The organism is Streptomyces sp. ISL-10 (genome assembly GCF_018614575.1).
In the GTDB taxonomy this organism is placed as follows: Bacteria; Actinomycetota; Actinomycetes; order Streptomycetales; family Streptomycetaceae; genus Streptomyces.
Genome location: NZ_JAGGOJ010000007.1, coordinates 384,927 through 406,667 on the forward strand (window position 1 = coordinate 384,927; position 21,741 = coordinate 406,667).

Here is a 21,741-nt window from a genome sequence, read left to right on the forward strand (position 1 = left end):
TTCATGGGTGGACGAGTCAAGCAAGATTGCGAGCACCGGTGCAGAAGAAGCGGCCTCGGGGCAAGGGCGGCAGGCCCACTGGAACGGCAGGCGAGCTCCAGGTCCCGGCCCCGGCGGCGTCCTTGCCCCCGCGGGAACAGGGCGAAACCCTCCCGTCCCCGGAAGGGAACCCCGCGTTTCCCACGCAGAGCCCCGCGCCCGCGCAGGACACGGTGACCCCCACGGGGCGCCCCACACGCGTACGCAGCAGGCTCGTCGCCGCGGTCGCGGTCGTCGGCCTGGTCGTCGTCGGCGCCGGAGCCCCCGGCGTCCTCGCGACCTCCGCGGAACTGACCGAGGCCCAACGCCTCGTCACCCTCGCCGAGCTCGACCGCCAGGCCGTCACCCTCGCCCATTCCCTCGCCGACGAGCGCGACGAGGTCACCGCCTACGTCGCCGCCGGCCGCGGCGCGGTGAAGGACGGCGGGTCGCAGGACGGCGGGTCGCAGGACGAAGCGGCGGGCAGCGACGAGGGGCCGAAGCTTTCCGCGAGCCTCCGCGCCCGCGTCGACCGGCAGATCGACGAGATCGCCGCCGACGTCCCCGACGAATACGCCGAACTGCGCCGCGAGCTCGCCTCGCTGCCCACCGTGCGCCGCACCGCCCTCAACGGCGAGGGCACCCCCATGGAGGTGCACCGCGCCTACACCGCGGTCATCGACCGGCTCCAGGCCCTCGCCGACGAGCTCGCCGAGAAGACCCCGCCGCGCGCCGCCGAGGCCACCCGTGCGCCCGCCGCGCTCGGCCTCGCCGTGGAGCAGGCGTCCGCCGCCCGCGGACTGCTGCTCGCCGCGCTGTCCGTCCCGCAGCCCGAGACCCGGCTGACCTACGATCCGGTCACGGGCCTGCCCGTACAGACCCGGGCCGAGGACTCCGGCGCCGAGGCCCGCACCCGCAACGCGCTCAGCGCCGCCGCCCAGCAGGCCCGCGTCCGCGAACTCGCCGCGCTCGCCGAGTTCGACCGGGCCGCCGACAAGGACGACCGCGACAAGCTGGCCGCCACCGTCACCGGTCCCGAGGTCACGACCGCCGAGAGCTATCTCGCCCGCCTCACCGACCAGCCCAAGCTCTCCGACTCGGAGCGCGACACCGACCGCGCCAAGCTGGAGGCCGCGCTCACCGCCCGCATCGAGCAGATGCGCGGCGCCGAGACCGCGCTCGTCGCCGACCGTCTCGCGCGCATCGAGCAGCTCCGCGACGACGACGTCACCGCACTCGAGGTACGCATCGCGCTGCTCGGCGGACTGCTCGTCGTCACCGTCGGCGTCCTCGCGGCCGTCTCGCGCACCCTCACCCGCCCGCTCGCCGTCCTGCGCATCGGCGCCGCCCGGGTCGCCGAGTCGCCCGAGACCGAGGAGCCGGTCCGCTTCACCGGCCGCAACGACGAGTTCGCCCAGGTCGTACGGTCCCTCAATACCGTGCACGCCAGCCTGCGCGACCTCGCCGCACGCGTCCAGCGCCTCGACAGCGAGCGCGGCGACCTCATCGGCACGCGCGAGAGTCTGGCCGCCGAGCTGGCCGAGGCCCGCACCGAGCTGGGCGAGCGCACCGCGCAGCTCACCACCGAGCTGGAACGCCTGCGCCACACCGTCCACCACACTTTCGTCAACCTCTCGCTGCGCACGCTCGGCCTCGTCGAACGCCAGCTGGGCGTCATCGAGAAGCTGGAGGAGCGCGAGCAGGATCCCGAGCGGCTCGCCACCCTCTTCAAGCTCGACCACATGGCCACCGTCATGCGCCGCCACAGCGAGAACCTGCTGGTCCTGGCGGGTGCCGAGCACGGCCAGGGCCACGTCGGGCCCGTACCGCTCGTCGACGTCCTGCGCGCCGCGGTGAGCGAGATCGAACGCTACGACCGGGTCGTCATCCAGTCCCTGCCGCCGCACGCCCAGGTCGCCGGCTTCGCCGCCGACGACCTCAGCCACCTGGTCGCCGAACTGCTGGAGAACGCCAGCTCCTTCTCGCCGCCGGACGCCCAGGTCGAGATGTCCGGCTGGCTGCTGGAGAGCGGCGAGGTGATGCTGTCCGTCCAGGACGCGGGCATCGGCATGACCGAGGCGCGTATCGAGGAGGTCAACGCCCGGCTGCAGAACCCGGAGACGTACGAGCCGGGGGCCGGCCGCGAGACCCAGGGCCTCGGCCTGCGGGTGGCCGCGCTGCTGGCCGCGCGTCATGGCGTACGGATCCAGCTGCGCGAGCACAAGCAGGGCGGGATCACGGCGGTGGTCGTCGTCCCGGCGGCGCTGCTGCCGGACGGTCCGCCGGCCACCGCGTCCCAGCAGGCGCCGGTCTCCGGCGCGGGCCCCACGCTGAACCTGCCGGGCTCGGCGGCGGAGGCGAATTCCAACGCCCTTCCCCCGAGCTCCCGCCGCCCCTCGCCGCGGCCGGCCACGGCACCCGGGGACTTGGCCGTGCCCGCGGCCTCGTCGTCCGAGGCAGCGGCCGACGCCGCTGACGCGGCCGTGGTGGCCGAGGCCGCATCGCCGGCCGAAGAGGACCCGTTCGCCGACACCGACCCGGTGCAGCATGCGGCCCGCACGCCCCACACGGACGCGGTGTCGCCCGCGGACCCGGTCGCTCCCGAGGCCACGCCGTCCGAGGCCGACACCGCCTTCGCCGACGTGGCGGCCCAGGCGGACCCGTTTGCCGACGGCGACGCGGCCGGGTCGCCGGCCGAGGCGGACCTGTTCGCCGGTACCGACCCGGCGGGTCACGTGGACCGCGACTCCCACGCGGACGCGGTGTCGCCCGCGGACCCGCTTGCGCCTGCGGCCTCGTCGGCCGACAGCGCCGGCGCGCACCTGCCGGCCGACGCGGATCCGTTGGCCGGCGCCGACCCGGCGGGTCACGTGGACCGCGAGGCTGACGCGGACGCGGTGTCGCCTGCGGCCTCGTCGGCCGAGATCGAATCGCAGGCCCCGGCGGACCCGTTCGCCGGTACCGACCCGGTGCAGCACGCGACCCGTGCAGGCCACGGTGACGTGGTGCCGGTCGAAGGCCTCACCGCGCCTGCGGACCGGGCCACGTCCGAGGCCACGTCGTCCGAGGCCGACACCGCCTTCGCCGACGTGGCGGCCCAGGCGCGCCCGTTTGCCGACGGCGACGCGGCCGGGTCGCCGGCCGAGGCGGACCTGTTCGCCGGCACCGACCCGGCGGATCACGCGGCCCGCGCGCCCCACACGGACCCGGTCGCGCCCGTGGCTTCGTCGGCCGACGCCGCCGACGCCGACCCGTCCGGCCGGGCGGAGCTGTTCGCCGGTACCGATCCGGCGGGTCACGCGGACCGCGAGCCCCACGCGGGCGCGGTGTCGCCCGCGGACCCGGTCGCGCCCGTGGCTTCGTCGGCCGACGCCGACGCCGGCCCCCTGGCCGAGCCCGAGCCCACAGACGCCGCCCACCCCGCCCTCCCCGTCGACCCGTTCGTCGTGGCCGCCGAGCGGGCCATCCGGGCCGCCGGAGTCGCGCAGGACGCGCAGGACGCGCAGGACGCGCAGGACGCGCAGGACGAGCAGCGCGCGCCGGACGCGCACGAGCAGACCGCCGACAGCGGACCCCGGGCCGACGCCATCGACCAGGAGACGTTCGCGATGCGGCTGCCCGAGCAGCCGTCCGACAGCGACGCCCCGGCCGTCGGCGACGTCACCTGGGACCGCGTCACCGACAAGGGCCTGCCCAAGCGGACTCCCAAGACCGTCGCGTCCCCGACCGCGCCCGCGGAGCGCCCCAAGGGCGTCGACCCCGAGGTGCTGCGGCGCCGGCTCGGTGGGTTCCACCGCGGTGCGCAGGAGGGCCGCCGCGACGCCGAGGCCGAGATCGCGCAGAGCGAGCAGACCGCGCTCACCGAGCAGCACGCGCCGCAGACCGACCACACCCGGACAACGGACCAGCAGGACACGGAGACAGAGGCGGGGGACACAGTCGAGGAGGCACGCAGTTGACTGCGACCGGCACATTCGGGCTGAGCAGCGAAGCCCGTAATCTGCAGTGGTTGTTGGGCAATCTCGTGGAGGAGGTGCCAGGGGTCCGCTCGGTCGCCGTCGTCTCTTCCGACGGGCTGCTGCTGCTCTCCTCCGATCCCGCGCAGAACACCGCCCCGACCGAGTCCCCGCGCCGTGACGGCCCCCGCGGTTCCAGCGCCGACCTCGCCACCATCGTCTCCGGCATCGGCAGCCTCACCGTCGGCGCCGCCGGGCTGATGGACGGCGGCGGGGTGAAACAGACCATGGTCGCGATGGACGAGGGCAGCGTCTTCGTGATGTCGATCAGCGACGGCTCCCTGCTGGGCGTGCACGCCACACCAGACTGCGACATGAGCGTCGTCGCGTACCACATGGCCCTGTTCGTCGGCCGCGCCGGACACGTACTCACCCCCGAAGTCCGCAGCGAGCTGCGCAAATCGATGGAGAGCACCCGATGACAGCCGCCGCTTCGTCCTCCACACTCCCCGTACGCGGCCATGGGCGCAGGCCCGCCCGGGTCCGCCCGTACTCGCTCACCGGCGGCCGCACCCGCTTCGGTCATGTGCTGCTCGTCGAGACGTTCGTCGCCGCTCTGGAGGCCGCGCCCGAGCGGCGTGAGCTGCCCGGCGGCGACCTCTCCACGCGCGTCATGCCCGAACTGCGGGCGATCGTCGAGCTGTGCCGCCGTATGCGTACCGTCGCCGAGATCTCGGCGCTGCTGAAGATGCCGCTGGGTGTCGTCCGGGTGCTGCTCAGCGACCTGGCCGACCAGGGAAAGATCCGTGTGTACGGGACCGGGCACGGCACCGGCCAGCCCGACCGCGCGCTGCTCGAAAGGGTGCTGAGTGGACTCCGCCGCCTCTGACACGCTCCTGGCACGCCCCCACCTCCCGCAGGACCAGGAGGCGCAGGACGCCCTCGCGGCGGCCGCGGACCCGCGCCCGCGGGACGCCGTGCAGCCCGAAGAGACCCTGCAGGCGTGGGAGCTGGACACCACCCGCGCCCCCACCGCCACCAAGATCGTCGTCGCGGGCGGTTTCGGCGTGGGCAAGACGACCTTCGTCGGCTCGGTCTCGGAGATAACCCCGCTGAAGACCGAGGCGCTGATGACCCGGGCCAGCGAGGACACCGACGACCTCGCCGCCACGCCCGACAAGGTCACCACGACCGTGGCGATGGACTTCGGCCGCATCACGCTCGACGACGACCTGGTGCTCTACGTCTTCGGCACGCCCGGCCAGCAGCGCTTCTGGTTCATGTGGGACGACCTGGTGCGCGGCGCGATCGGCGCCGTCGTGATGGCCGACACGCGGCGGCTGCCGGACTGCTTCCCGGCGCTCGACTACTTCGATAGCTGCGGGCTGCCCTACATCGTCGCCGTCAACCACTTCGAGGGAACGACCGCCTACGAGGCCGAGGACGTACGAGAGGCCCTCACCGTGCCGCCCCACGTGCCGGTGGTGATCATGGACGCCCGCAATCGCGTCACGGTCATCGAGTCGCTGCTCGCGCTCGTCGCCCACGCCCTCGAAGTCACCCCCGAATAGCCTCCCGAACATCTACGGAGCACCCCTTCATGCGGAAGATACTCATAGTCGGTGCCGGTCAGTCCGGACTGCAGCTCGCCCTCGGCCTCCAGTCCCGGGGCTACGAGGTCACCCTGATGTCCAACCGCACGGCGGACGAGATCCGGTCCGGCCGGGTCATGTCCACCCAGTGCATGTTCCACACCGCGCTCCAGCACGAGCGGGACCTGGGCATCAACTTCTGGGAGACGCAGGCCCCGAAGATCGAGGGTCTCGGCGTCTCGGTGGCCGGGCCCGACGCGAGCCGTGCCGTCGACTGGGTGGGCAGGCTCGACGGCTACGCCCAGTCCGTCGACCAGCGCGTCAAGATGGCCGGCTGGATGGAGACGTTCGCCCAGCGCGGCGGGCAGCTCGTCATCCACGGTGCGGCCGTGTCCGACCTGGACTACTTCTCCCGCACCTACGACCTGGTGCTGGTCTCGGCCGGCAAGGGCGAACTGGTCTCCATGTTCGGCCGGGACGCCGCCCGTTCCCCGTACGCCGAACCGCAGCGTGCGCTCGCCGTCGCCTACGTCCACGGCCTGGGCCCGCGCCCCGAGCACCCCGACTACGACGCGGTGCGCTGCAACCTGGTGCCGGGCGTCGGCGAGCTGTTCGTGATGCCGACCCTGACGACGTCGGGCCGCGCGGACATCCTCTTCTGGGAGGGCGTCCCCGGCGGTCCGCTCGACGTCTTCCAGGGCGTCAAGGACCCCTCCGAGCATCTCGCCCTGACGCTGGAGCTGATGGAGAAGTACACGCCGTGGGAGTACGCGCGGGCCACGAAGGTCGAGCTGACCGACGCGGCCGGCACGCTCGCCGGCCGTTACGCCCCCACCGTGCGCAACCCCATCGGCCGCCTGCCCGGCGGTGGCCTGGTCCTCGGCGTGGCAGACGTGGTCGTGGCCAACGACCCGATCACCGGCCAGGGATCCAACTCGGCGGCCAAGTGCGCGGCGTCGTACCTCGCCTCGATCACCGAGCACGGCGACAAGCCGTTCGACGAGGCATGGATGCAGGCGACGTTCGACAGGTACTGGGAGACGGCGCAGCACGTCACCAAGTGGACCAACGCGATGCTGGGAGTCCCGCCGGAGCACGTGCTGAACCTGATCGGTGCGGCCGGTCAGCTCCAGCCGGTCGCGAACCGGTTCGCGAACGGGTTCAACGACCCGGCGGACTTCGAGAACTTCTTCTACGATCCGGAGAAGGCCGGCGCCTACCTGGCCGAGGTCGCGGGCGCCCAGGGCTCCTGACGGCGTCCCCATTCGCCCGCCGCCGTCGTCCCGTCCCCTCCCCTGCCCGTCCCCTCCCCGCCGTCATTCCGGCGGGGCCGGCGAGGTAGGCGGGGTCGGCGGCACGGGACCGGCGGTGCCGTCCGTCCTGCTCGTACCGCCCGTTCCTTCCGCAGCACCGCCGGGCAGGGGCCGCGGGGCCTTCGGCGCGGATCCGAGAGCGGCGACGTCCTCGGGGGAGAACGTGGCGAGCAGCGCCGCGGCGGACTTCAGCCGGGCGGTCGCGGTGGCCTGGACGTGCTGTTGCCCTGCCGCCAGCGCGAGTTGGGTGTCCAGGGCCGCACGTGAGGCGGCGGCCAGCTCCCGGGCCCGCCGCTCCACGGCCTGAAGGCGGGACATCGCCGCCAGCCGCCCGGTGGCGGCCCGCTCGATCACATATCCCTGGTCCAGCGCCTGTTCCGGATCGGGGGCGAGCAGCAGCCGCAGGTAGGCGGAGAGTTCCGAGGTGCCCTGGTACTGCTGGCGTGCGATCCGCCCGACTTCGGCACGACCGACGGCGAGCGCCCGGCGCGCCGCTGCGAGCTCGCGGCCGAGTCGTGCGGTTTCGGCGCGCTGCTTCGTGAGCGCCCGTGCGGTGACCCGGTACGTCCTCTCCGCCTCGGACGCCTGCCGGTACTGAGCCCGAAGCTGCGTCAGCACCCCCTGCACGCCGACCGGCGCGCCTGCGCCTGTCGTGGGCCCGCCGTGCCCGACGAGCGCCTCGACCACACCGTCCCCGAGATCACCGAGCACCCGGTCGACGGCACCGCCCGGCTCGCCGCCGGAAGCGGGCGCCATGGCACCGGTTGTGCCGCCGGAAGCGGGCGCCACGGCACCCGGTGCGCCATCGGGAACGGGGTCGGCGGCGGCCGGGACCCCGGCGACGGCTGTCGCGGCGATGAGCGCCCCCGCGCAGACCGTACGCAGCAGCCTGTCTGACACACCATCACCTCCGCCTCCTGGGGCGGCCCGTCCTCCCCACGGCCTGAGCATGCGCCCCAGCCGCCGCGTGGGCCCGCCGAGTCGTCGCATCGGCGCAACACGGTCATCCGTCGAGGCACAGTGCACGCGCGGCGCGGCGTGGCGACGGGCCCCCGCGGTGTCCGTCAGTCCACTGGCAGGGCGTAGAAGACGGATCCCCGGCGGGCGAGGACCCGGCGGCCCCCGGCCGGTATCGCCGTGTAGCGCGGCGCGGCCTGCTCCTCGGCCTCCGCGGCGCCCGCCTCCTGGAACTTCCACAGGCGTCGGCCGTCACGCGCGGAGAAGGCGGTGAGCTGCGCGGCATCACCCGCCAGGACGGTGCGGCCGCTGGTGCTCAGGACCGTCGAGGGCGTCTCCCGCCACACCGGGGCCTCGGTGGAGCGCCGCCACAGCTGCCGGCCGGTGGCCGTGTCGACGGCGCATACCTGCTGGTAGCGGTTGGCGGCGTACAGGTTGGGGCCGCGGAGTACTGCCGTACCGAAGGCGAACTCCTCGTTCTCGCCGCGGGCGTCGGCCGCGGTGACCCGCCACTGCCGCTTGCCGTCCGGCCCTGAGTACGCGTGCAGCTCGCCGCCGGACGCGGCGTAGAGCCGGCCCGCGGCGTCCCCGGTGACGGCGGCGGTCGCGCCCACCGCGCCGAGCGGAACGGACGCGAGCGGCTTGCCCGTACCGCGGTCGAAGGCGAGCAGCACGGTCTTGTTCCTCGCCGCCTTGCGCTGCGCGGGGGTGAGGGTGTGGCCGTCCTGCCGTACGAGCACCTCTCCAGAGCGCGCCGCGACCAGCTGGTACAGCGGGGTGTACGGCGCACGCCCGTCGGGTACGCGGGCCCGCCACAGCTGTCTGCGCCCGGCGAGGTCGTAGGCGATCACGTACGTCTCGCGCACGTCCACCTTCTTCTTGCGCTTCTTGACGGTCTTCTCGACCGTCTTGCGCACATGGCCGGTGAACCAGACGGTGGAGCCGTCGGTTCCCATGACGTTCCCGATCGTCAGGCTCTCGCCCGGCCGCGCCAGGGTCGCCTTGGCCACGCGGTGGCCGGTCCTGCCGTCCTCCGCCGACACCCACAGCAGGTCGTCGGCGGTGTCGACGAGACAGAAGGTGGTGTCCACCGGCACGGGACGGGAGGCGGACGCCGCCTCCGCCAGCTCCCACCGGCGGCGGCCGGTGCGCAGATCGACGCCGGTCATCCGCTCGCCGTCCGTCACCAGCAGCAGCCGGTCGCGCCACACGGCTGCCCCGACGGGACCGTCCCCGGCCGCCGGATGCTCGTACCGCCACAGCGGATCGGGCGCGAGCCCGGCCATACGCCTGGGCCGCGGGGCGGGCGCGGGGGTGCCCGTCCCGGCCTTGTCCTCGCTGTCGCCGCCGAGGGCGTACACAGCCCCGCCCCCGACGACGAGCCCGGCGACGCCTGCCGCCGCCGCTACGAGCAGCCCTCGCCGCGCGACGCCGGTGTCCTGCTCGGGCCGCGACGCGGTCCCGCCCGCGAAGGGCACGACTGCGGGCAGCGCCGGCACCGCGGGCGCGGTGTGGTCGCTCACGGGCATGGGGGTGGTGTCCCGCACGTCTGGCCCGCCACGACGCCGCACGAGCACGGTGGCCCGATCCCCGAGGTCGCCCGTGTCGCCCGCGTCGCCCGCGGCGGGTTGGGCGGGGTTGCCCGGGCCCGTGGCGGGGTGGGGCGTGTTGGCTCCGAGCGCGGTGGGCCGGGCGGCGCCCGTTCCCCGCGCAGCGGGGTGGTGGTGTGCGCCTGCGGCAGCGGTCCCATACACCTCGTCGGCGCTGCTCGCTGCGCCGACGGCGTCGTGGTGGGGGTGGCCCGCGCTCGTTGCCGGGTGGCCCCCGTCGGCTGCGCCTGCGGCAGCCTGGGCGGCGCCTTGTTTCCCTGCGGCGGGGTGGTGGTGTGTGGCCGCGTGGGCGGCGCCGTCCGCCCCCGCGGCAGGCTGGACCGGGCTTGCACCGGCCGTGGTCGGGCCGGTCGTGCCGCCCGCCTCCTCGGCTGCGCGGCCTGAGCCGGTCCCGCCCGTGACCGGGCCGCCCACGGACGCCCCACCCGGGGACCGCACGCCCGGAGTACCCGCCGCGTCCGCGTTGCCCGTGGCGAGTGTCCTTGCCTTCGCCTCCTGGGCCGCAAGCGCCGACGTCACCGGGGCCGGGAGCCAGCCGTCGCGGGCCAGGGCTGCCGCGCCCTCCAGGGCGAGGGCCGCCGCCACCTTTCCGGCGAGGGGGCGTTCGGCGGGGGGCTTCGCCAGGCAGGAGGCCACGACCGGGCGCAATTGCTCCGGCACGCCGGCCAGTTCCGGCTCGCCGTGCGTGATCCGGTCCGCGTCCGCGAGCGGGGTCGTACCCGTCGCCGCGTAGGCCAGGAGCTGGCCGAGGACGAACATGTCCGACGCGGGTCCGGGCTGGGCACCCGTGGCCTGTTCCGGCGTCAGATAGCCCAGCTTGACCGTCAGCTGGCCGTCCGCGTCCGCCTCAGCGACGACCGCGGCGCCGAGAGCGCCGAGCGCCGTCAGACGCGGGCCGTCCGCCGCCAGCAGCACCGTGTCGGGCGAGAGGCCGTGCAGGACCGTGCCGGTGGCGTGCACCCGGGACAGTGTCTCGGCGAGCGCCGCGCCCAGGATCCGTACCGTGCGTTCGGACAGCGGGCCGGCGAGTGCGATCGCCTCCCGCAGGGTCAGCGCGGGGACGTACGCGCTCGCCGTCCACAGCAGCGGCCCGTCCGCGTCCGACGTGACCGGCTGGACCCAGCCCCCGGCCAGCTGCTCCGTCCTGCGGGTCTCGTGCCGGAAACGGCGCCGGAACACGCGTGAGGCGGCCAGCTCGGGCCTGACGAGCGCGACCACGGTCGCCTCTCCGTCCGGCCCGAGGGCCAGGAAGCGGACCGAACTGGCCGACTCGCGCACACGGGCCAGCGTGCGGTACGGACCGATCCGGGCCGGATCGTCCGGCTGCAGCGGCTCCATCGCGACATCCCCCCTGGTGACACGGTGCCGTGATCCTATGGCGTGCCCTTCGGCTTCGACCAGGGCCACCTGGGCTCACGCCGCCGCACGCCCTCCGGCGCGTACTCGTACATCCAGCCGCGCTGCAGGCCGAGGCGTTTGGTGTAGCCGGACGGGACCCTGCGGTAGGCATGGACCGTGGGCGGGCTGCCGTCGTCGTGCGGGACCGGAATCGTGTACCACTTCGGGGGATGGCCCGTGGGGCCCACCAGCACCGGCAGTACGCGCCCGTCCATCGGGCCGCCGACGAAGGGGGTGTTCTCGCTTCTCACCGCACCAGTGTCACAGCAGATGCGACGCCTCGGCCACGACCGGCAGCACGCGGCGGGCCAGCGTGCCGACCGCGCCGTCCGCCGTCTCCTGCGCCACCAGGTCCGCGACCGCCGCCGCCGTCTCCTCGTCGGTCGCGGCCGTCGCCACGAGCAGGGCGATCAGATGGTCCACCAGCCAGTCCCGCATCTCGGCGGCGGGCGGCTGCTTGCCGTCGTCGATCCAGATCAGCGACGCCGCCTCGACGGCCGCGATCCAGGTGCGCACCATCATCCGCAGCCGGGACCCCGCCCCCTCGGCGCCGAGATGGATCAGGATCTGCTCGGCCGCGGACCGCCGCACCTCGTCGACGATCGATGTCGTGCGCGAGGTCTCGACGACGCTGCCGCCGCGCAGCAGCGCGCTGAATCCCGTGTCGTGCTCGTCGACGAAAACGAGGTAGCGGTCGAGGACCCGGGCCAGCCGGGCGGTCGGGGGCCCGTCGGCCGGTTCGGCGAAGCAGTCCTCCAGCCGGTCGGCGGCCGAGCGCAGCGCCGCCTCGTACAGCTGTTGCTTGCCGCCCGGGAAGTAGCGGTAGACGAGCGGCCGGGAGACACCGGCCGCCTCCGCCACGTCGTCGAGCGAGATCTCGTCCGGCGGCCGGTGCGCGAAGAGGGAGAGCGCCGCGGCGAGCAGCTGCGCGCGGCGCTTCTCGACGCTGAGCCGTCGGTACGCGCGGGCCGCGGGAGCAGGACTGGTCATGCTCCGCAGCGTAACCGCCGCCTGCGCCGCCCTACGCGAGAAGGCCGGAGCTCTTCCACAGCCTGCGGCCCGCCCCGCGCAGCACGCCGATGTCGTCCAGGAAGTCGGTGAGCCGCCGGGCGCCCGACTGCATCACCTGCCGCCGGTGACCGCTCGCCCGCACCTGGGCGACGGCCTCGCGCCGGTCGAGGCCCACGTTCTCGTACACCTTCGGGTTGACGAAGCAGACGCTGAAGACGCGGGCGGCCTCGCCGCAGCTCAGGCGCGTGAACTCCTGCTCCCAGCGCGGCGCCGTCACCATCTGGCGGCGCAACTCCTCACGGGCGTACCGCACATGGCGGGCCTCCTCCACCACATGGATGCGGGTGACGCCGCGCACCAGGGTCTGCACCCGCTCGTCCGGGAAGGTGAGGCGCTGCATCCAGTCGAGGATCTCCTCGCCGAGGAGCGTCGCCGCGAAGGACCCGGGCGTGGTCGAGACGGTCTTCAGCACGCGGGCCAGGTTGTGGTAGATCCGCGGCACGGGGTAGGCGGGGGCCTCGGCCTTGCGGATCATCTTCGCGAACATCATCGAGTGCCGGCACTCGTCGGCGATCTCCGTGAGGGCGTAGCGAACGTGGTCGCTGGTCAGGGACTTGTCATAGATGTGGCGGACCAGCAGCTGCATCAGGATGATCTCGAACCAGATCCCGAGCGAGGCGAGTGACGCCGCCTCGTGCCGGGCCAGGTCCATCCGCTGCTCCTCGGACATCCGGTGCCACAGCGGGGTGTCGTAGAGCGAGACCAGCTCGGGCGGCCAGAACCACTTGCCGTCCTCGATCGGCGCCTCCCAGTCGAGCTCCTTGTCGGGGTCGAAGGAGTGCTTCGCGGAGGCCTCGAGCAGGCGGGCGGCGACCTGCTCGCGGTCCCGGAGCGGGCCCAGTGCGTCACGCAGCAGCTGCACGTCGCGTTCGGTCACGGTTGTCATGGCTGAGGACACCTCGCGAGGGGGTTGCCGGTCGTCACCCGTTATGAGACTGCTCGTCAGCAAGCTCGTCAATCCCTCGCGCGCAACTCGTTGACTATCCGTCTACCAGCATGTGAGCCTGCCAACTGTCTTTGCACATCGGTGAGTACGAAACGGGATACCCGGCGAAGGAGCCGCCAGTGTCGACGTACGAGCACTACACGCAGCCGCCCCCGAGCCCACTCTGGCAGGTCCCGGCTTCCGGTTCGGCACGCTTCACGTGGGACTACGACGACGGGCGCGACCGGCTGCTCGCCCTGTACCAGAAGGGCAAGGACAAGCAGTGGGACGGCGCCAAGCGCATCGACTGGGACCTGGAGGTCGATCCGTACGACGCCCTCGGCACGCCCGACGAGGCGCTGACCCTCCACGGCACCCGGCACTGGGCCAGGATGACCGGCAAGGACAAGGGCGAGCTGCGCAGGCACTACACCTCCTGGCAGTTCAGCCAGTTCCTCCACGGCGAGCAGGGCGCCATGGTCTGCGCCGCGCGGATCGTCGAGTCCGCCCCCGACCTCGACGCCAAGTTCTACTCCGCCACCCAGACGATGGACGAGGCCCGGCACGCCGAGATCTACGGCCGTTTCCTGCACGAGAAGATCGGCATGCTCTACCCGATCAACGACAATCTGCAGAGTCTGCTCGGCGACACCCTGCGCGACTCCCGCTGGGACATGCCCTACCTCGGGATGCAGGTCCTGATCGAGGGCCTGGCGCTGGCCGCGTTCGGCATGATCCGTGACACCACCACCAAGCCGCTGCCGAAGCAGATCCTGGCGTATGTGATGCAGGACGAGGCCCGTCACGTGGCTTTCGGACGGATGGCGCTGCGCGACTACTACCAGCAGCTCACCGACGCCGAACTGCGCGAACGCGAGGAGTTCGTGATCGAGGGCTGCTACCTCATGCGCGACCGCCTGCGCGGTGTCGAGGTCCTGGAGAACTTCGGCATCTCGCGCAAGGAGGCTGAGGAGTACTCGGAGCAGTCCGAGTTCCTCCACCTCTTCCGCAAGCTGCTGTTCAGCCGCATCGTGCCCTGCGTCAAGGACATCGGCCTGTGGGGCGAGCGGCTGCGGAAGGCGTATCTGGACATGGGCGTCCTCGAGTTGGGCGACGCAGGCCTGGATCTGCTGATGTCCCAGGACGAGGAGGCGGCCGAACAGTTGGACCGGGAACGGTTCGCGGCCGAGGAGCAGGCGCGGGTGACCGAGGTGACGGACGCGATCGCGGAGGGCGCTCAGCTCTCCGGTCCGTGAGCCGGTGCACGCCTCGTGGCGGGCGGCGGATGGCGGCCATGACCGCCAGGCCCGAGCACCTGCCCGCCGACATGGCACCGGCGATCCAGCGGGTCCTCGACCTGGACGGGGCCTTCGACCGGGACGGGCTGGGCGGCTGACGGCCGGGCCGGTCGATACCAGATCGTCGACCGCACGTACGCCCAGGCCGGCGTCCCCCACTTTGGCGCGTCGAGGAGACGACGGGCTGCCGGTCGTCCACGTCTACGAGCTCGCCCCCGCGACGGGCTGCCGGTCGTCCACGTCCACGACCCCGCGACCGGCGCCTACGCGTTGAGCGGGATCCACCGCAAGCAGCCCAAGGTCGACCTTCCGTACCCCGTCGGCATCGACCTCACCGCGGTCAACCGGCGGCTTTGAGCTCCTCCACCGGCGGCGGGAACGACGTCCGCAGCGTGAACGCATACTCCGTCGGCCCGTGCTCCCGCACGTACAGCAGTCGCTCCTCCGCCTCCCGCACCGTCGGGCGGTGGCCAGCCGGGACCCACCACAGGGTGCTCATGACCTCCTGTATGCGCTCGAAGAACTCGTTGCGCCGCGCCAGGAGTTCGCGGTGCATCCCCTGGTACATGAACGCCGACAGCGAGTTCGTGTCGCGCCACACCGACATGTTCACCATCATCATGTCGTCGCCGAACACCCGCATGTCCGTCGCATTGCCCGTCGCGTCCTGCATGCGCCACACAAAGCCGTCGGCCGCGTCGGCGACCGCGTTCACCGGGTCGAGGTTGTCGACGAAGTCCTTCAACTGCACTGAGTCCAGCGGGTGTTTGAGCCGGGCGATGTTCACCTGCGCGAGTTCGTGTGTGGTCATGGCCCCACAGTAATCAGCCGCTCTTCGGCCGCCGCCGCCATTTCGACCAGTGAGACGTCCGCCCCGCGCGCCGCCACCAGTTGGAGCCCGACGGGGCAGCCGTCGCTGGTGAAACCCGCCGGAATGCTTGCCGCCGGATGGCCGCTCAGGTTGAACACCCAAGTCATCGCCGTGGAGTAGACGTCGGGACCGGGGCCGTCGTGGCCGTGCGGGCGGTTCGGGGTCGCCGGGGTGAGAAGGACGTCCGCCCCGGCGAACAGGGCGTCGAGCCGCCGGTCGTTCTCCTCCCGTACCGCCGTCCCCGCCGCCGCCCGCCCGGCTCGCACCGCCGACCACGCGTCCGCCGGGTCCAGCAGAGCCGGAGCCGGGCCCGCCGGGCGTACGACCCCCGCCGCCACCAGCCGGTCCACCGCGGCCTGTGCCACATCGGCCACCTCCGGGTCCACAGCGGCGAAGCCCAGGTCCGGCGACCACACCGCCCGCAGCGGGAGGTCCACAGGGGCCTCCGCGGGGCTGTCGAACACACAGCGCAGATACGCCCGCGCGTCCGCGGCCCTCGGTGTCAGCACACCGGCCGAGGCGAGCCCGGTGCGGTCCGGCGACGGCAGCAGCCCGTTCGTCGTCTTCAGGCCGAACACCCCGCACCATGCCGCCGGGATGCGCACCGAGCCAGCTCCGTCGCTGCCGGTGGCCAGTCGCGCCATCCCCGTCGCGACCGCCACCGCCGAGCCGGCCGAAGAGCCGCCCGGGGTGCGGTCGGCGCGCCAGGGGTTGCGGGTGGGGCCGTGCGCGCCCAGGCCCCAGGTCTGCCAGTACGTGCCGGGGCCGGGCACCGACGTCGACCCGACCGGGACCGCGCCCGCCGCGATCAGCCGGCGAGCCGCGTATGTGCGGGCCCCTCCCGTGCCCGAAGGACTGCGGGGGCGGATGCCCGACCGCCCCTTCACCGCGAACGGCAGCCCGGCGAGCGGAAGCCCGGGATCGACGGCGCGCCACTGCGCACGAGCCCGCTCGTCCCAGACCTCGACGAAGGCGCTGAGCGCGGGATCGAGCCGTCCGATGGTCTCCAGCGCCTGTGCCACATCCATGCCGTCAGTCTCGCAGCGCCGCCTCCATCACCGCGCGGGCGATCGGCGCCGCGCTGCCCCCGCCGCTGATCTCCTCGCGGTCCGCCACCGCTTCCTCGACGACCACCGCCACCGCGACCGTGGGCTGCGCCGCGTTCCGGCCCTGCGCCCAGGAGATGAACCAGGCGTACGGCGTACCGGCGTTGCCGACGCCGTGCTGGGCCGTGCCGGTCTTGCCGCCCACGATCGCGCCGTCGATCGCCGCGTTGGTCCCGGTGCCCTCCTCGACGGCCTGCACCATCAGACGCCGCAGCCGCATCGCCGTGGCCGGGTTCATCGCCTGCCGGTAGGCCCGGGGGCCGTACTGGGCCACCGGGTAGCCGTCCGCCCGGGTCACCCGCTCGACCAGATACGGGTGCCTGATGGAGCCGCCACCGGCGACAGCCGCCGAGACCATCGCCATCTGCAGGGGTGTTGCGGTCGTGTTGAACTGCCCGATCGAGGAGAGCGCGAGCTGGTCCACGGACATGTCGGTGTCGAAGTTCGACCGCGAGACCGCCGCCGGGATGCGCAGCCCCGCGTCGTTGAAGCCGAACCCGGCGACGGCCTCCACCATCCCCGACAGGCCCACCCGCGCCCCGAGCCCGGCCATCACCGAGTTGCACGACCACTGGATCGCGTACGCGAGCGAGGCGTTCTCGCACCCCTCGGCAGCGTCGGGAAGCCTGGTGCTGGTGCCGGGCAGGACGTACGGGTCCGGGGTGCGGGTCGGCGCGTCCACGTCGTCCACCACGCCCGAGTCCAGCGCCGCCGCGGCCGTCACGATCTTGAACGCGGACCCCGGCGGGTACGTCTGCCGGATCGCCCGGTTGAGCATCGGCCGGGTGGGGGCGCCGTTCAGCCGAGCCCACGCGTCCGCGGTCTCCTCTCCTGAGCCCGCCAGCTCGCCGGGGTCGTACGAGGGGCTGCTGACCAGCGCCAGGATGCGGCCCGTGGCGGGCTCGACCGCCGCGACCGCGCCCCGGCGTCCGTTCAGCCCCTCGTACGCGGCGCGTTGCATCGCTGCCCGGACGGTGGTGACGACCCGTCCGCCGGGCGGGCGGCCGCGGCTGAGGTCGTTCCAGAGCGGCAGCCGGGAGAGCAGTGGGTCGGTGCCCGAGAGGATGCCGTCCTCGATGCTCTCCAGCAGCGAGGTGCCGTACGTCTGGGAGGCGTAGCCGGTGACCGGGGCGTACAGCGGGCCGTGCAGGTAGGTCCGTTCGTACCGCAGTCGGCCGCCCGTGTCCCGGGAGCCGGTGACCGGCCTGCCGTCGACGACGATGTCGCCGCGCGGGTCGGCGTAACGGGCGATGGCGGTACGGCGATTGGCCGGGTTGTCGACGAGGGAGGGGCCCTCGACAAGGTGCACCCGTGCGGCGTTGACGAGGAGCGCGGCCAGCAGCAGCACGCAGAACGCGGCGGCGTGCCGCATGCAGCGGGTCACCGGCCGACCGCCGGTTCCGCGAGGACGACGCCGGGCTCGGCGGCCTCGGGCCCCGGCGCCCTCGCCGAGTCGCTCAGGCGGATGAGCAGGGCGACGATCACCCAGTTGGTGACGACGGACGAGCCGCCCTGGGCCAGGAACGGCATCGCCATACCGGTGAGCGGGATCAGCCCCGTCACACCGCCCGCGATGATGAACACCTGGAGCGCGAGGATGGAGGAGAGCCCGACGGCGAGCAGCGCGCCGAACGCGTCGCGCAGGACGAGTCCGGCGCGGTAGCCGCGGGCCACGAGCAGCGCGTACAGAAGGAAGAGGGCGGTCAGTCCGACGAGGCCGAGCTCCTCGCCCGCGGTGGCGAGGATGAAGTCTGATTTGGTGGCGAAGCCGATGAGGACGGAGTTGCCGAGCCCGAGGCCGGTGCCGAGCAACCCGCCGGTGGCGAAGGCGAACAGCGACTGGGCGAGCTGTCCGGGCCCCTGTCCGGCCTCGATGCTCGCGTACGGGTCGAGCCAGTCCTGCACCCGGCCGTGGACGTGCGGTTCGAGCGAGCCGACGGCGTACGCGCCGGCCGCTGCGAGCAGCAGACCGACGGCGATCCAGCCGATCCGGCCGGTGGCCACGTACAGCATCACGACGAACAGCCCGAAGAACAGCAGCGAGGTGCCGAGATCCCGCTCCAGGACCAGGACCCCCACGCTGAGCAGCCAGATCGCGAGCACCGGGCCGAGCACGCGCCCGGCGGGCAGCTGGAGCCTCCACAGCCGCCGCCCCGTGTGCGCGAGGGCGCCGCGGTTGGCCGCGAGATACGCGGCGAAGAACACGGCGAGCAGCACCTTGGCGAACTCGCCCGGCTGGAAGGACAGTTCACCGACGCGGATCCAGATGCGGGACCCGTTCACGGCGGGGAAGAGGATCGGGGCGCAGAGCAGGACGAGGGCTGCGACGACACTGACGTAGGCATAGCGCTGGAGCACCCGGTGGTCGGGCAGGGCGACGGCGGAGGCGATGAACAGGGCGACGCCGAGTGCGGACCACACCAGCTGGGTGGGGGCGGCGACGTCGCCGGGGGTCTCCAGGTCGAGCCGGTAGATGAGCACCAGCCCGATGCCGTTGAGCAGGACGGCGATCGGGAGGAGCAGGGGGTCGGCGTAGGGGGCGCGCCGGCGTACCGCGAGATGGGCGAGGAGGGAGAGGAGACCGAGGCCGGCCCCGTATCCCACCGTGTCCGGGGGCACGGCGCCCTGACGGGCGAGGCCGACGGCCACATAGCCGTAGACGGAGATGAGGACGGCGCAGACGAGGAGCGACAGCTCCACGCCCCGCCGCTTGGCGGGGCGCGGTTCGGGCGGGTCGGGCTCCGCCGTCTTTGCGGTCATGCCACGCAACGTAGCAAGCCGTAAGAGTTTTTGTCCCTTATGTCGGCGGAGGGCCCCGGCCTGTGGTCGCGGACCGTCACCACCGTGCTGTCCGTGACGAGTTCAACCGGCGGGTCGCCCCTGCTCATCAGGCGGTACGGCTCGGGCTCCCCGTTCTCCGCGCGGGGGCGGACCGGACGGCGGGCCGACAGGGCCGGCGCCGGCGCGGCTGCACCGGGCGATCACCGGCCCGTCGACCTCATTCGCTCGGGCGCACCGTTTGTCCGCCTGACGGCTGTCCGGCCGGCGGCGCGGAGGAAGCCTGCCCCTGGAGCTGCTCCGCCTGCTCGGCCGTGAGTCGCTGCTCCGCGCCGCAGAACGTGCACTGCGTCGCGTACTTCGTCGAAACGGGGAACAGGGGCACGAAGAACAGCGTGAACTTCGTGACGCGCTTACGGAGCGTGTGCGCCGACGGGTTGCCGCAGTGGCCGCACACCAGCGTCAGAATCGCCAGTTGGTACAGGTAGCCCTTGGTGCCGAAAATGATCATGTTCCGATTCCCTCCGTAGAGGTCCAGCATCGCGCACGTGCGGCCAGGGGCGCGCCCTGGGGCCATGACGTACGCGAGGTTGGGGCGCGGGCGGTCAGGAGCCCACGGCGTACGCAGGGCGGTCGGGGCGCGGGCGGTCAGGGGCCGCCGACAGGGGGGCCGCGGGCGGTCAGGGGCCGCCCGTGACCGTCTGCCGGCACAGGCTCAGCAGCCGCTCGTCCGTGAAGATGTCGTGGCCGCCCGCCCCCGCGTCGATCGCGTTGTGCCGCCGTACGGACAGCAGTTCGCTGTCGACCAGCCGGTCCGCGCCCTCGGCGCCCCGCGTCGTCATCTCCGCGAGAGCCGCCGCGACCGGCACCCGGGAGTGCGGCTGCTCGCCCCAGGCCCGGCGCAGCACCGGCCACGCCCGTCCCGGGTCGCCGCTGACCCGCCACAGTGCCGCGGCCGACTCCACCCGCGTCCACGGCTCCGCCGACCACAGCAGCCCGCCCAGCAGGTGCGCGGCCGGCGCCCCGGCGGGCCCCAGGGCGCCGAGCACCGCGGCGGCCGTGCGCCGGGCCCCCAGGTCCGGCCCGTTCAGCACCGCGCACAGCACCGGCAGCACGGCATCGGCATCGCCCTCGATCGCCCACAGCGCCCCGGCTGCCCGCGCCGTCAGCGCGGCGGGGAGTCCCGTGTCGCCGGGCCGCCCGCCGTGCGGGCCGGCGATCAGCCGGCGCAGCTCCGGCACCGCCTCGTGCGCCGCGGGACCGAACGCGGTCAGCGCCCGCAGCGCCGACTCGGTCACCCACTCGCGCCGGTACGCGGGAGCGCCCCGCAGTACCCGCAGCACCGCGGGCACGGCCCCGGGGAGCGTGTCGGCCGCCCGCAGCACGGACAGCCCGTGGAGCAGCGGTCCGGCCTGTTCGTGGAGCGTGTCGTCGAGCGGTACGCGGGCCAGCCGGTCGCACAGCGCCGGTCCGAGCGGTGCCGCCGTCGTGCCGAGCCGGTCCAGCGACCGGCCCAGGTCCCCCGGCGCCTTCTCGCGCTCCAGGATCCGGGCCAGTACGGGCACGACCCGCGCGTCGCCCGCCCGTACCAGCGCCATGACCGCCGCGCCGAGCGTCGGTGGACCGGCGTCCCACTCGCGCACCCAGCCGTGCGGCTCGGCCGCCACCCGCTCCATCAGCGCGTCCGCGGCGGGCGCGGCGAGCTGGAACAGCCCCTTGAGCACCACGGCGGCGGCGTCGCCGAGCCGCGGCTCGGGATCCGCGAGCTGCTCGCCGATCAGACCCACCAGCTCGTCGTAGGCGCCGCGCAGCGTCCGCAGCAGCGCCTCGCTCATCCGTACGCCGTCGATCCGCTGGCCCCGGTCGGGGCTGCACAACTGGTCGGCCAGCAGCGCGATCCGGTCGTCCACCCGGTCGCCGAGGCCTGCGTGGAGCGTGCGCAGCAGGTCCGCCGTCCACGGCGCGACCCGGCGCGCGACGGCGGCTGCCCGCGTCTCGCGCTGCGCCCCCGGCACGGGCGGCGACGGCATCTCGGCGGCCGCTGCCACCACCACGGGCTCCGCACGCAGTTCCCGCAGCAGCCCTGTCACCCACGGCACGACGTCCGCGGGCAGGGTGGCGGGCGCGCAGCGGGCGAGCTGGGCGATGGCGCCCAGCCGCAGGCCCGCGCAGTAGGCCGGGCCGCCGATCGTCATCAGCCAGGCGACGACGTCGGGCGTCAGGCACTGGTGCCGCAGTGCTATCCGGCCCGCCGCGTCGATGAAGGCGAGCCGTACCTCGTTGTCCTTCTCCTTGTCGAACCTCTCCCGCAGTACCCCCAGCACCTGCACCGGGTCGCTGTGCAGCGTCGCGAGCGCGAGCGGGGCCGCGAGCCGCACCCCACGGTCGCGGTCCCCGGCCAGGGCCAGGAAGACGTCGGCGCCCGCGGTGACGGCGGAGGCCGCCATCGCGTAGTTCGCCGCCCCCTCGAACTCCTCGTCGTCCGGGTCCAGTTCGTCGTCGCCGTCCAGATCGATGCCGCCGATGCTGGTCAGCAGCTCGACGATGCCGCCCCGGTCCTCGACCGTGGGGTCGGCCACCAGCTCCATCAGGAACGGGATGCAGGCGAGCGTCGAATCGTAGACGTCTCCCTGGTGGTGCACCGCCCCGTACATCGCGTCGAGCGCGTGCTCCCGCTCGTCGGGATCCGCGGAGGCCAGTCCGCGCAGTAACTCCGGCACGTCGTCTGCCGGGCCGTAGGCGTGCGCCAGAGAGGCCCAGTCGACCTCGTCGATCCCCGCGAACACCGTTGCCCCCCTCCCAAGAACTCCCGCATCGTCCTTGTGTCTGGGGAGAGTGTGCCCCACGA

Annotated in this window: 17 protein-coding genes; 6 read left to right on the forward strand and 11 right to left on the reverse strand. The window is 73.6% G+C overall.

Annotated elements, in window-relative coordinates:
• The first annotated feature begins 38 nt into the window (after positions 1 to 38).
• The 5 genes from J7E88_RS08400 to J7E88_RS08420 all read left to right on the forward strand — a co-directional run bounded on the left by J7E88_RS08400 (position 39) and on the right by J7E88_RS08420 (position 6,819).
• Positions 39 to 3,977, forward strand: coding sequence for a nitrate- and nitrite sensing domain-containing protein (locus J7E88_RS08400; RefSeq protein ID WP_374196250.1), 3,939 nt, complete (start codon positions 39 to 41; stop codon positions 3,975 to 3,977).
• Positions 3,974 to 4,456 (forward strand): roadblock/LC7 domain-containing protein, encoded by a 483-nt coding sequence (locus J7E88_RS08405; protein WP_215178821.1) that lies wholly within the window; start codon positions 3,974 to 3,976, stop codon positions 4,454 to 4,456. Before J7E88_RS08400 ends, J7E88_RS08405 begins: the two co-directional genes overlap by 4 nt.
• The gene (locus tag J7E88_RS08410; RefSeq protein ID WP_215178823.1) at positions 4,453 to 4,863 is read left to right on the forward strand and encodes a DUF742 domain-containing protein; all 411 of its coding nucleotides are present in this window, start codon (positions 4,453 to 4,455) and stop codon (positions 4,861 to 4,863) included. The genes J7E88_RS08405 and J7E88_RS08410 overlap by 4 nt, the downstream gene beginning before the upstream one ends.
• 88 nt (positions 4,864 to 4,951) lie before the next feature.
• A complete protein-coding gene (locus J7E88_RS08415) occupies positions 4,952 to 5,545 on the forward strand; it encodes an ATP/GTP-binding protein (protein ID WP_215179004.1) in 594 nt (197 codons plus the stop codon).
• A 29-nt stretch (positions 5,546 to 5,574) separates the two neighbouring features.
• Complete coding sequence (locus J7E88_RS08420) at positions 5,575 to 6,819, forward strand: styrene monooxygenase/indole monooxygenase family protein (protein WP_215178826.1); 1,245 nt, start codon at positions 5,575 to 5,577, stop codon at positions 6,817 to 6,819.
• Positions 6,820 to 6,882: 63 nt separating this feature from the next.
• On the opposite strand, the gene J7E88_RS08425 is transcribed toward J7E88_RS08420, so the two are convergent.
• The 5 genes from J7E88_RS08425 to J7E88_RS08445 all read right to left on the reverse strand — a co-directional run bounded on the left by J7E88_RS08425 (position 6,883) and on the right by J7E88_RS08445 (position 12,801).
• A complete protein-coding gene (locus J7E88_RS08425) occupies positions 6,883 to 7,779 on the reverse strand; it encodes a hypothetical protein (RefSeq protein ID WP_215178828.1) in 897 nt (298 codons plus the stop codon).
• Positions 7,780 to 7,943: 164 nt separating this feature from the next.
• Entirely contained in the window at positions 7,944 to 10,784 is a 2,841-nt protein-coding gene (locus J7E88_RS08430) for a PQQ-binding-like beta-propeller repeat protein (protein WP_215178830.1), read from the reverse strand.
• A 35-nt stretch (positions 10,785 to 10,819) separates the two neighbouring features.
• Complete coding sequence (locus J7E88_RS08435) at positions 10,820 to 11,095, reverse strand: hypothetical protein (RefSeq protein ID WP_215178832.1); 276 nt, start codon at positions 11,093 to 11,095, stop codon at positions 10,820 to 10,822.
• 10 nt (positions 11,096 to 11,105) lie between these two features.
• The gene (locus tag J7E88_RS08440; RefSeq protein WP_215178833.1) at positions 11,106 to 11,834 is read right to left on the reverse strand and encodes a TetR/AcrR family transcriptional regulator; all 729 of its coding nucleotides are present in this window, start codon (positions 11,832 to 11,834) and stop codon (positions 11,106 to 11,108) included.
• Positions 11,835 to 11,865: 31 nt separating this feature from the next.
• Positions 11,866 to 12,801 (reverse strand): diiron oxygenase, encoded by a 936-nt coding sequence (locus J7E88_RS08445; RefSeq protein WP_215178834.1) that lies wholly within the window; start codon positions 12,799 to 12,801, stop codon positions 11,866 to 11,868.
• Positions 12,802 to 12,980: 179 nt separating this feature from the next.
• On the opposite strand from J7E88_RS08445, the gene J7E88_RS08450 reads away from it, so the two are divergent.
• The gene (locus J7E88_RS08450; RefSeq protein ID WP_215178835.1) at positions 12,981 to 14,096 is read left to right on the forward strand and encodes a ferritin-like domain-containing protein; all 1,116 of its coding nucleotides are present in this window, start codon (positions 12,981 to 12,983) and stop codon (positions 14,094 to 14,096) included.
• Positions 14,097 to 14,478: 382 nt separating this feature from the next.
• Here the strand turns inward: J7E88_RS08450 and J7E88_RS08455 are convergent, their stop codons facing one another.
• The 6 genes from J7E88_RS08455 to J7E88_RS08480 all read right to left on the reverse strand — a co-directional run bounded on the left by J7E88_RS08455 (position 14,479) and on the right by J7E88_RS08480 (position 21,679).
• Positions 14,479 to 14,949 (reverse strand): DUF3291 domain-containing protein, encoded by a 471-nt coding sequence (locus J7E88_RS08455; RefSeq protein ID WP_215178836.1) that lies wholly within the window; start codon positions 14,947 to 14,949, stop codon positions 14,479 to 14,481.
• Positions 14,946 to 16,037, reverse strand: coding sequence for an amidase (locus J7E88_RS08460; RefSeq protein ID WP_215178837.1), 1,092 nt, complete (start codon positions 16,035 to 16,037; stop codon positions 14,946 to 14,948). Before J7E88_RS08460 ends, J7E88_RS08455 begins: the two co-directional genes overlap by 4 nt.
• 4 nt (positions 16,038 to 16,041) lie before the next feature.
• A complete protein-coding gene (locus J7E88_RS08465; RefSeq protein WP_215178838.1) occupies positions 16,042 to 17,499 on the reverse strand; it encodes a penicillin-binding transpeptidase domain-containing protein in 1,458 nt (485 codons plus the stop codon).
• A complete protein-coding gene (locus J7E88_RS08470) occupies positions 17,496 to 18,875 on the reverse strand; it encodes an FtsW/RodA/SpoVE family cell cycle protein (protein ID WP_215178840.1) in 1,380 nt (459 codons plus the stop codon). The genes J7E88_RS08465 and J7E88_RS08470 overlap by 4 nt, the downstream gene beginning before the upstream one ends.
• Positions 18,876 to 19,113: 238 nt before the next feature.
• A complete protein-coding gene (locus tag J7E88_RS08475; RefSeq protein ID WP_215178842.1) occupies positions 19,114 to 19,404 on the reverse strand; it encodes a zinc-ribbon domain-containing protein in 291 nt (96 codons plus the stop codon).
• Positions 19,405 to 19,573: 169 nt separating this feature from the next.
• On the reverse strand, positions 19,574 to 21,679 hold the full coding sequence (locus J7E88_RS08480) for a PBS lyase (RefSeq protein ID WP_215179006.1): 2,106 nt from the start codon (positions 21,677 to 21,679) through the stop codon (positions 19,574 to 19,576).
• Positions 21,680 to 21,741: the final 62 nt, after the last annotated feature.

Excerpts from the sequence above, each read along its gene's own strand:
- J7E88_RS08410 (WP_215178823.1), top strand. The coding sequence starts at position 4,453 with ATGACAGCCGCCGCTTCGTCCTCCACACTCCCCGTACGCGGCCATGGG.
- J7E88_RS08420 (WP_215178826.1), top strand. The coding sequence starts at position 5,575 with ATGCGGAAGATACTCATAGTCGGTGCCGGTCAGTCCGGACTGCAGCTC.
- J7E88_RS08430 (WP_215178830.1), bottom strand. The coding sequence starts at position 10,784 with ATGGAGCCGCTGCAGCCGGACGATCCGGCCCGGATCGGTCCGTACCGC.
- J7E88_RS08440 (WP_215178833.1), bottom strand. The coding sequence starts at position 11,834 with ATGACCAGTCCTGCTCCCGCGGCCCGCGCGTACCGACGGCTCAGCGTC.
- J7E88_RS08445 (WP_215178834.1), bottom strand. The coding sequence starts at position 12,801 with ATGACAACCGTGACCGAACGCGACGTGCAGCTGCTGCGTGACGCACTG.
- J7E88_RS08455 (WP_215178836.1), bottom strand. The coding sequence starts at position 14,949 with ATGACCACACACGAACTCGCGCAGGTGAACATCGCCCGGCTCAAACAC.
- J7E88_RS08460 (WP_215178837.1), bottom strand. The coding sequence starts at position 16,037 with ATGGATGTGGCACAGGCGCTGGAGACCATCGGACGGCTCGATCCCGCG.
- J7E88_RS08470 (WP_215178840.1), bottom strand. The coding sequence starts at position 18,875 with ATGACCGCAAAGACGGCGGAGCCCGACCCGCCCGAACCGCGCCCCGCC.
- J7E88_RS08475 (WP_215178842.1), bottom strand. The coding sequence starts at position 19,404 with ATGATCATTTTCGGCACCAAGGGCTACCTGTACCAACTGGCGATTCTG.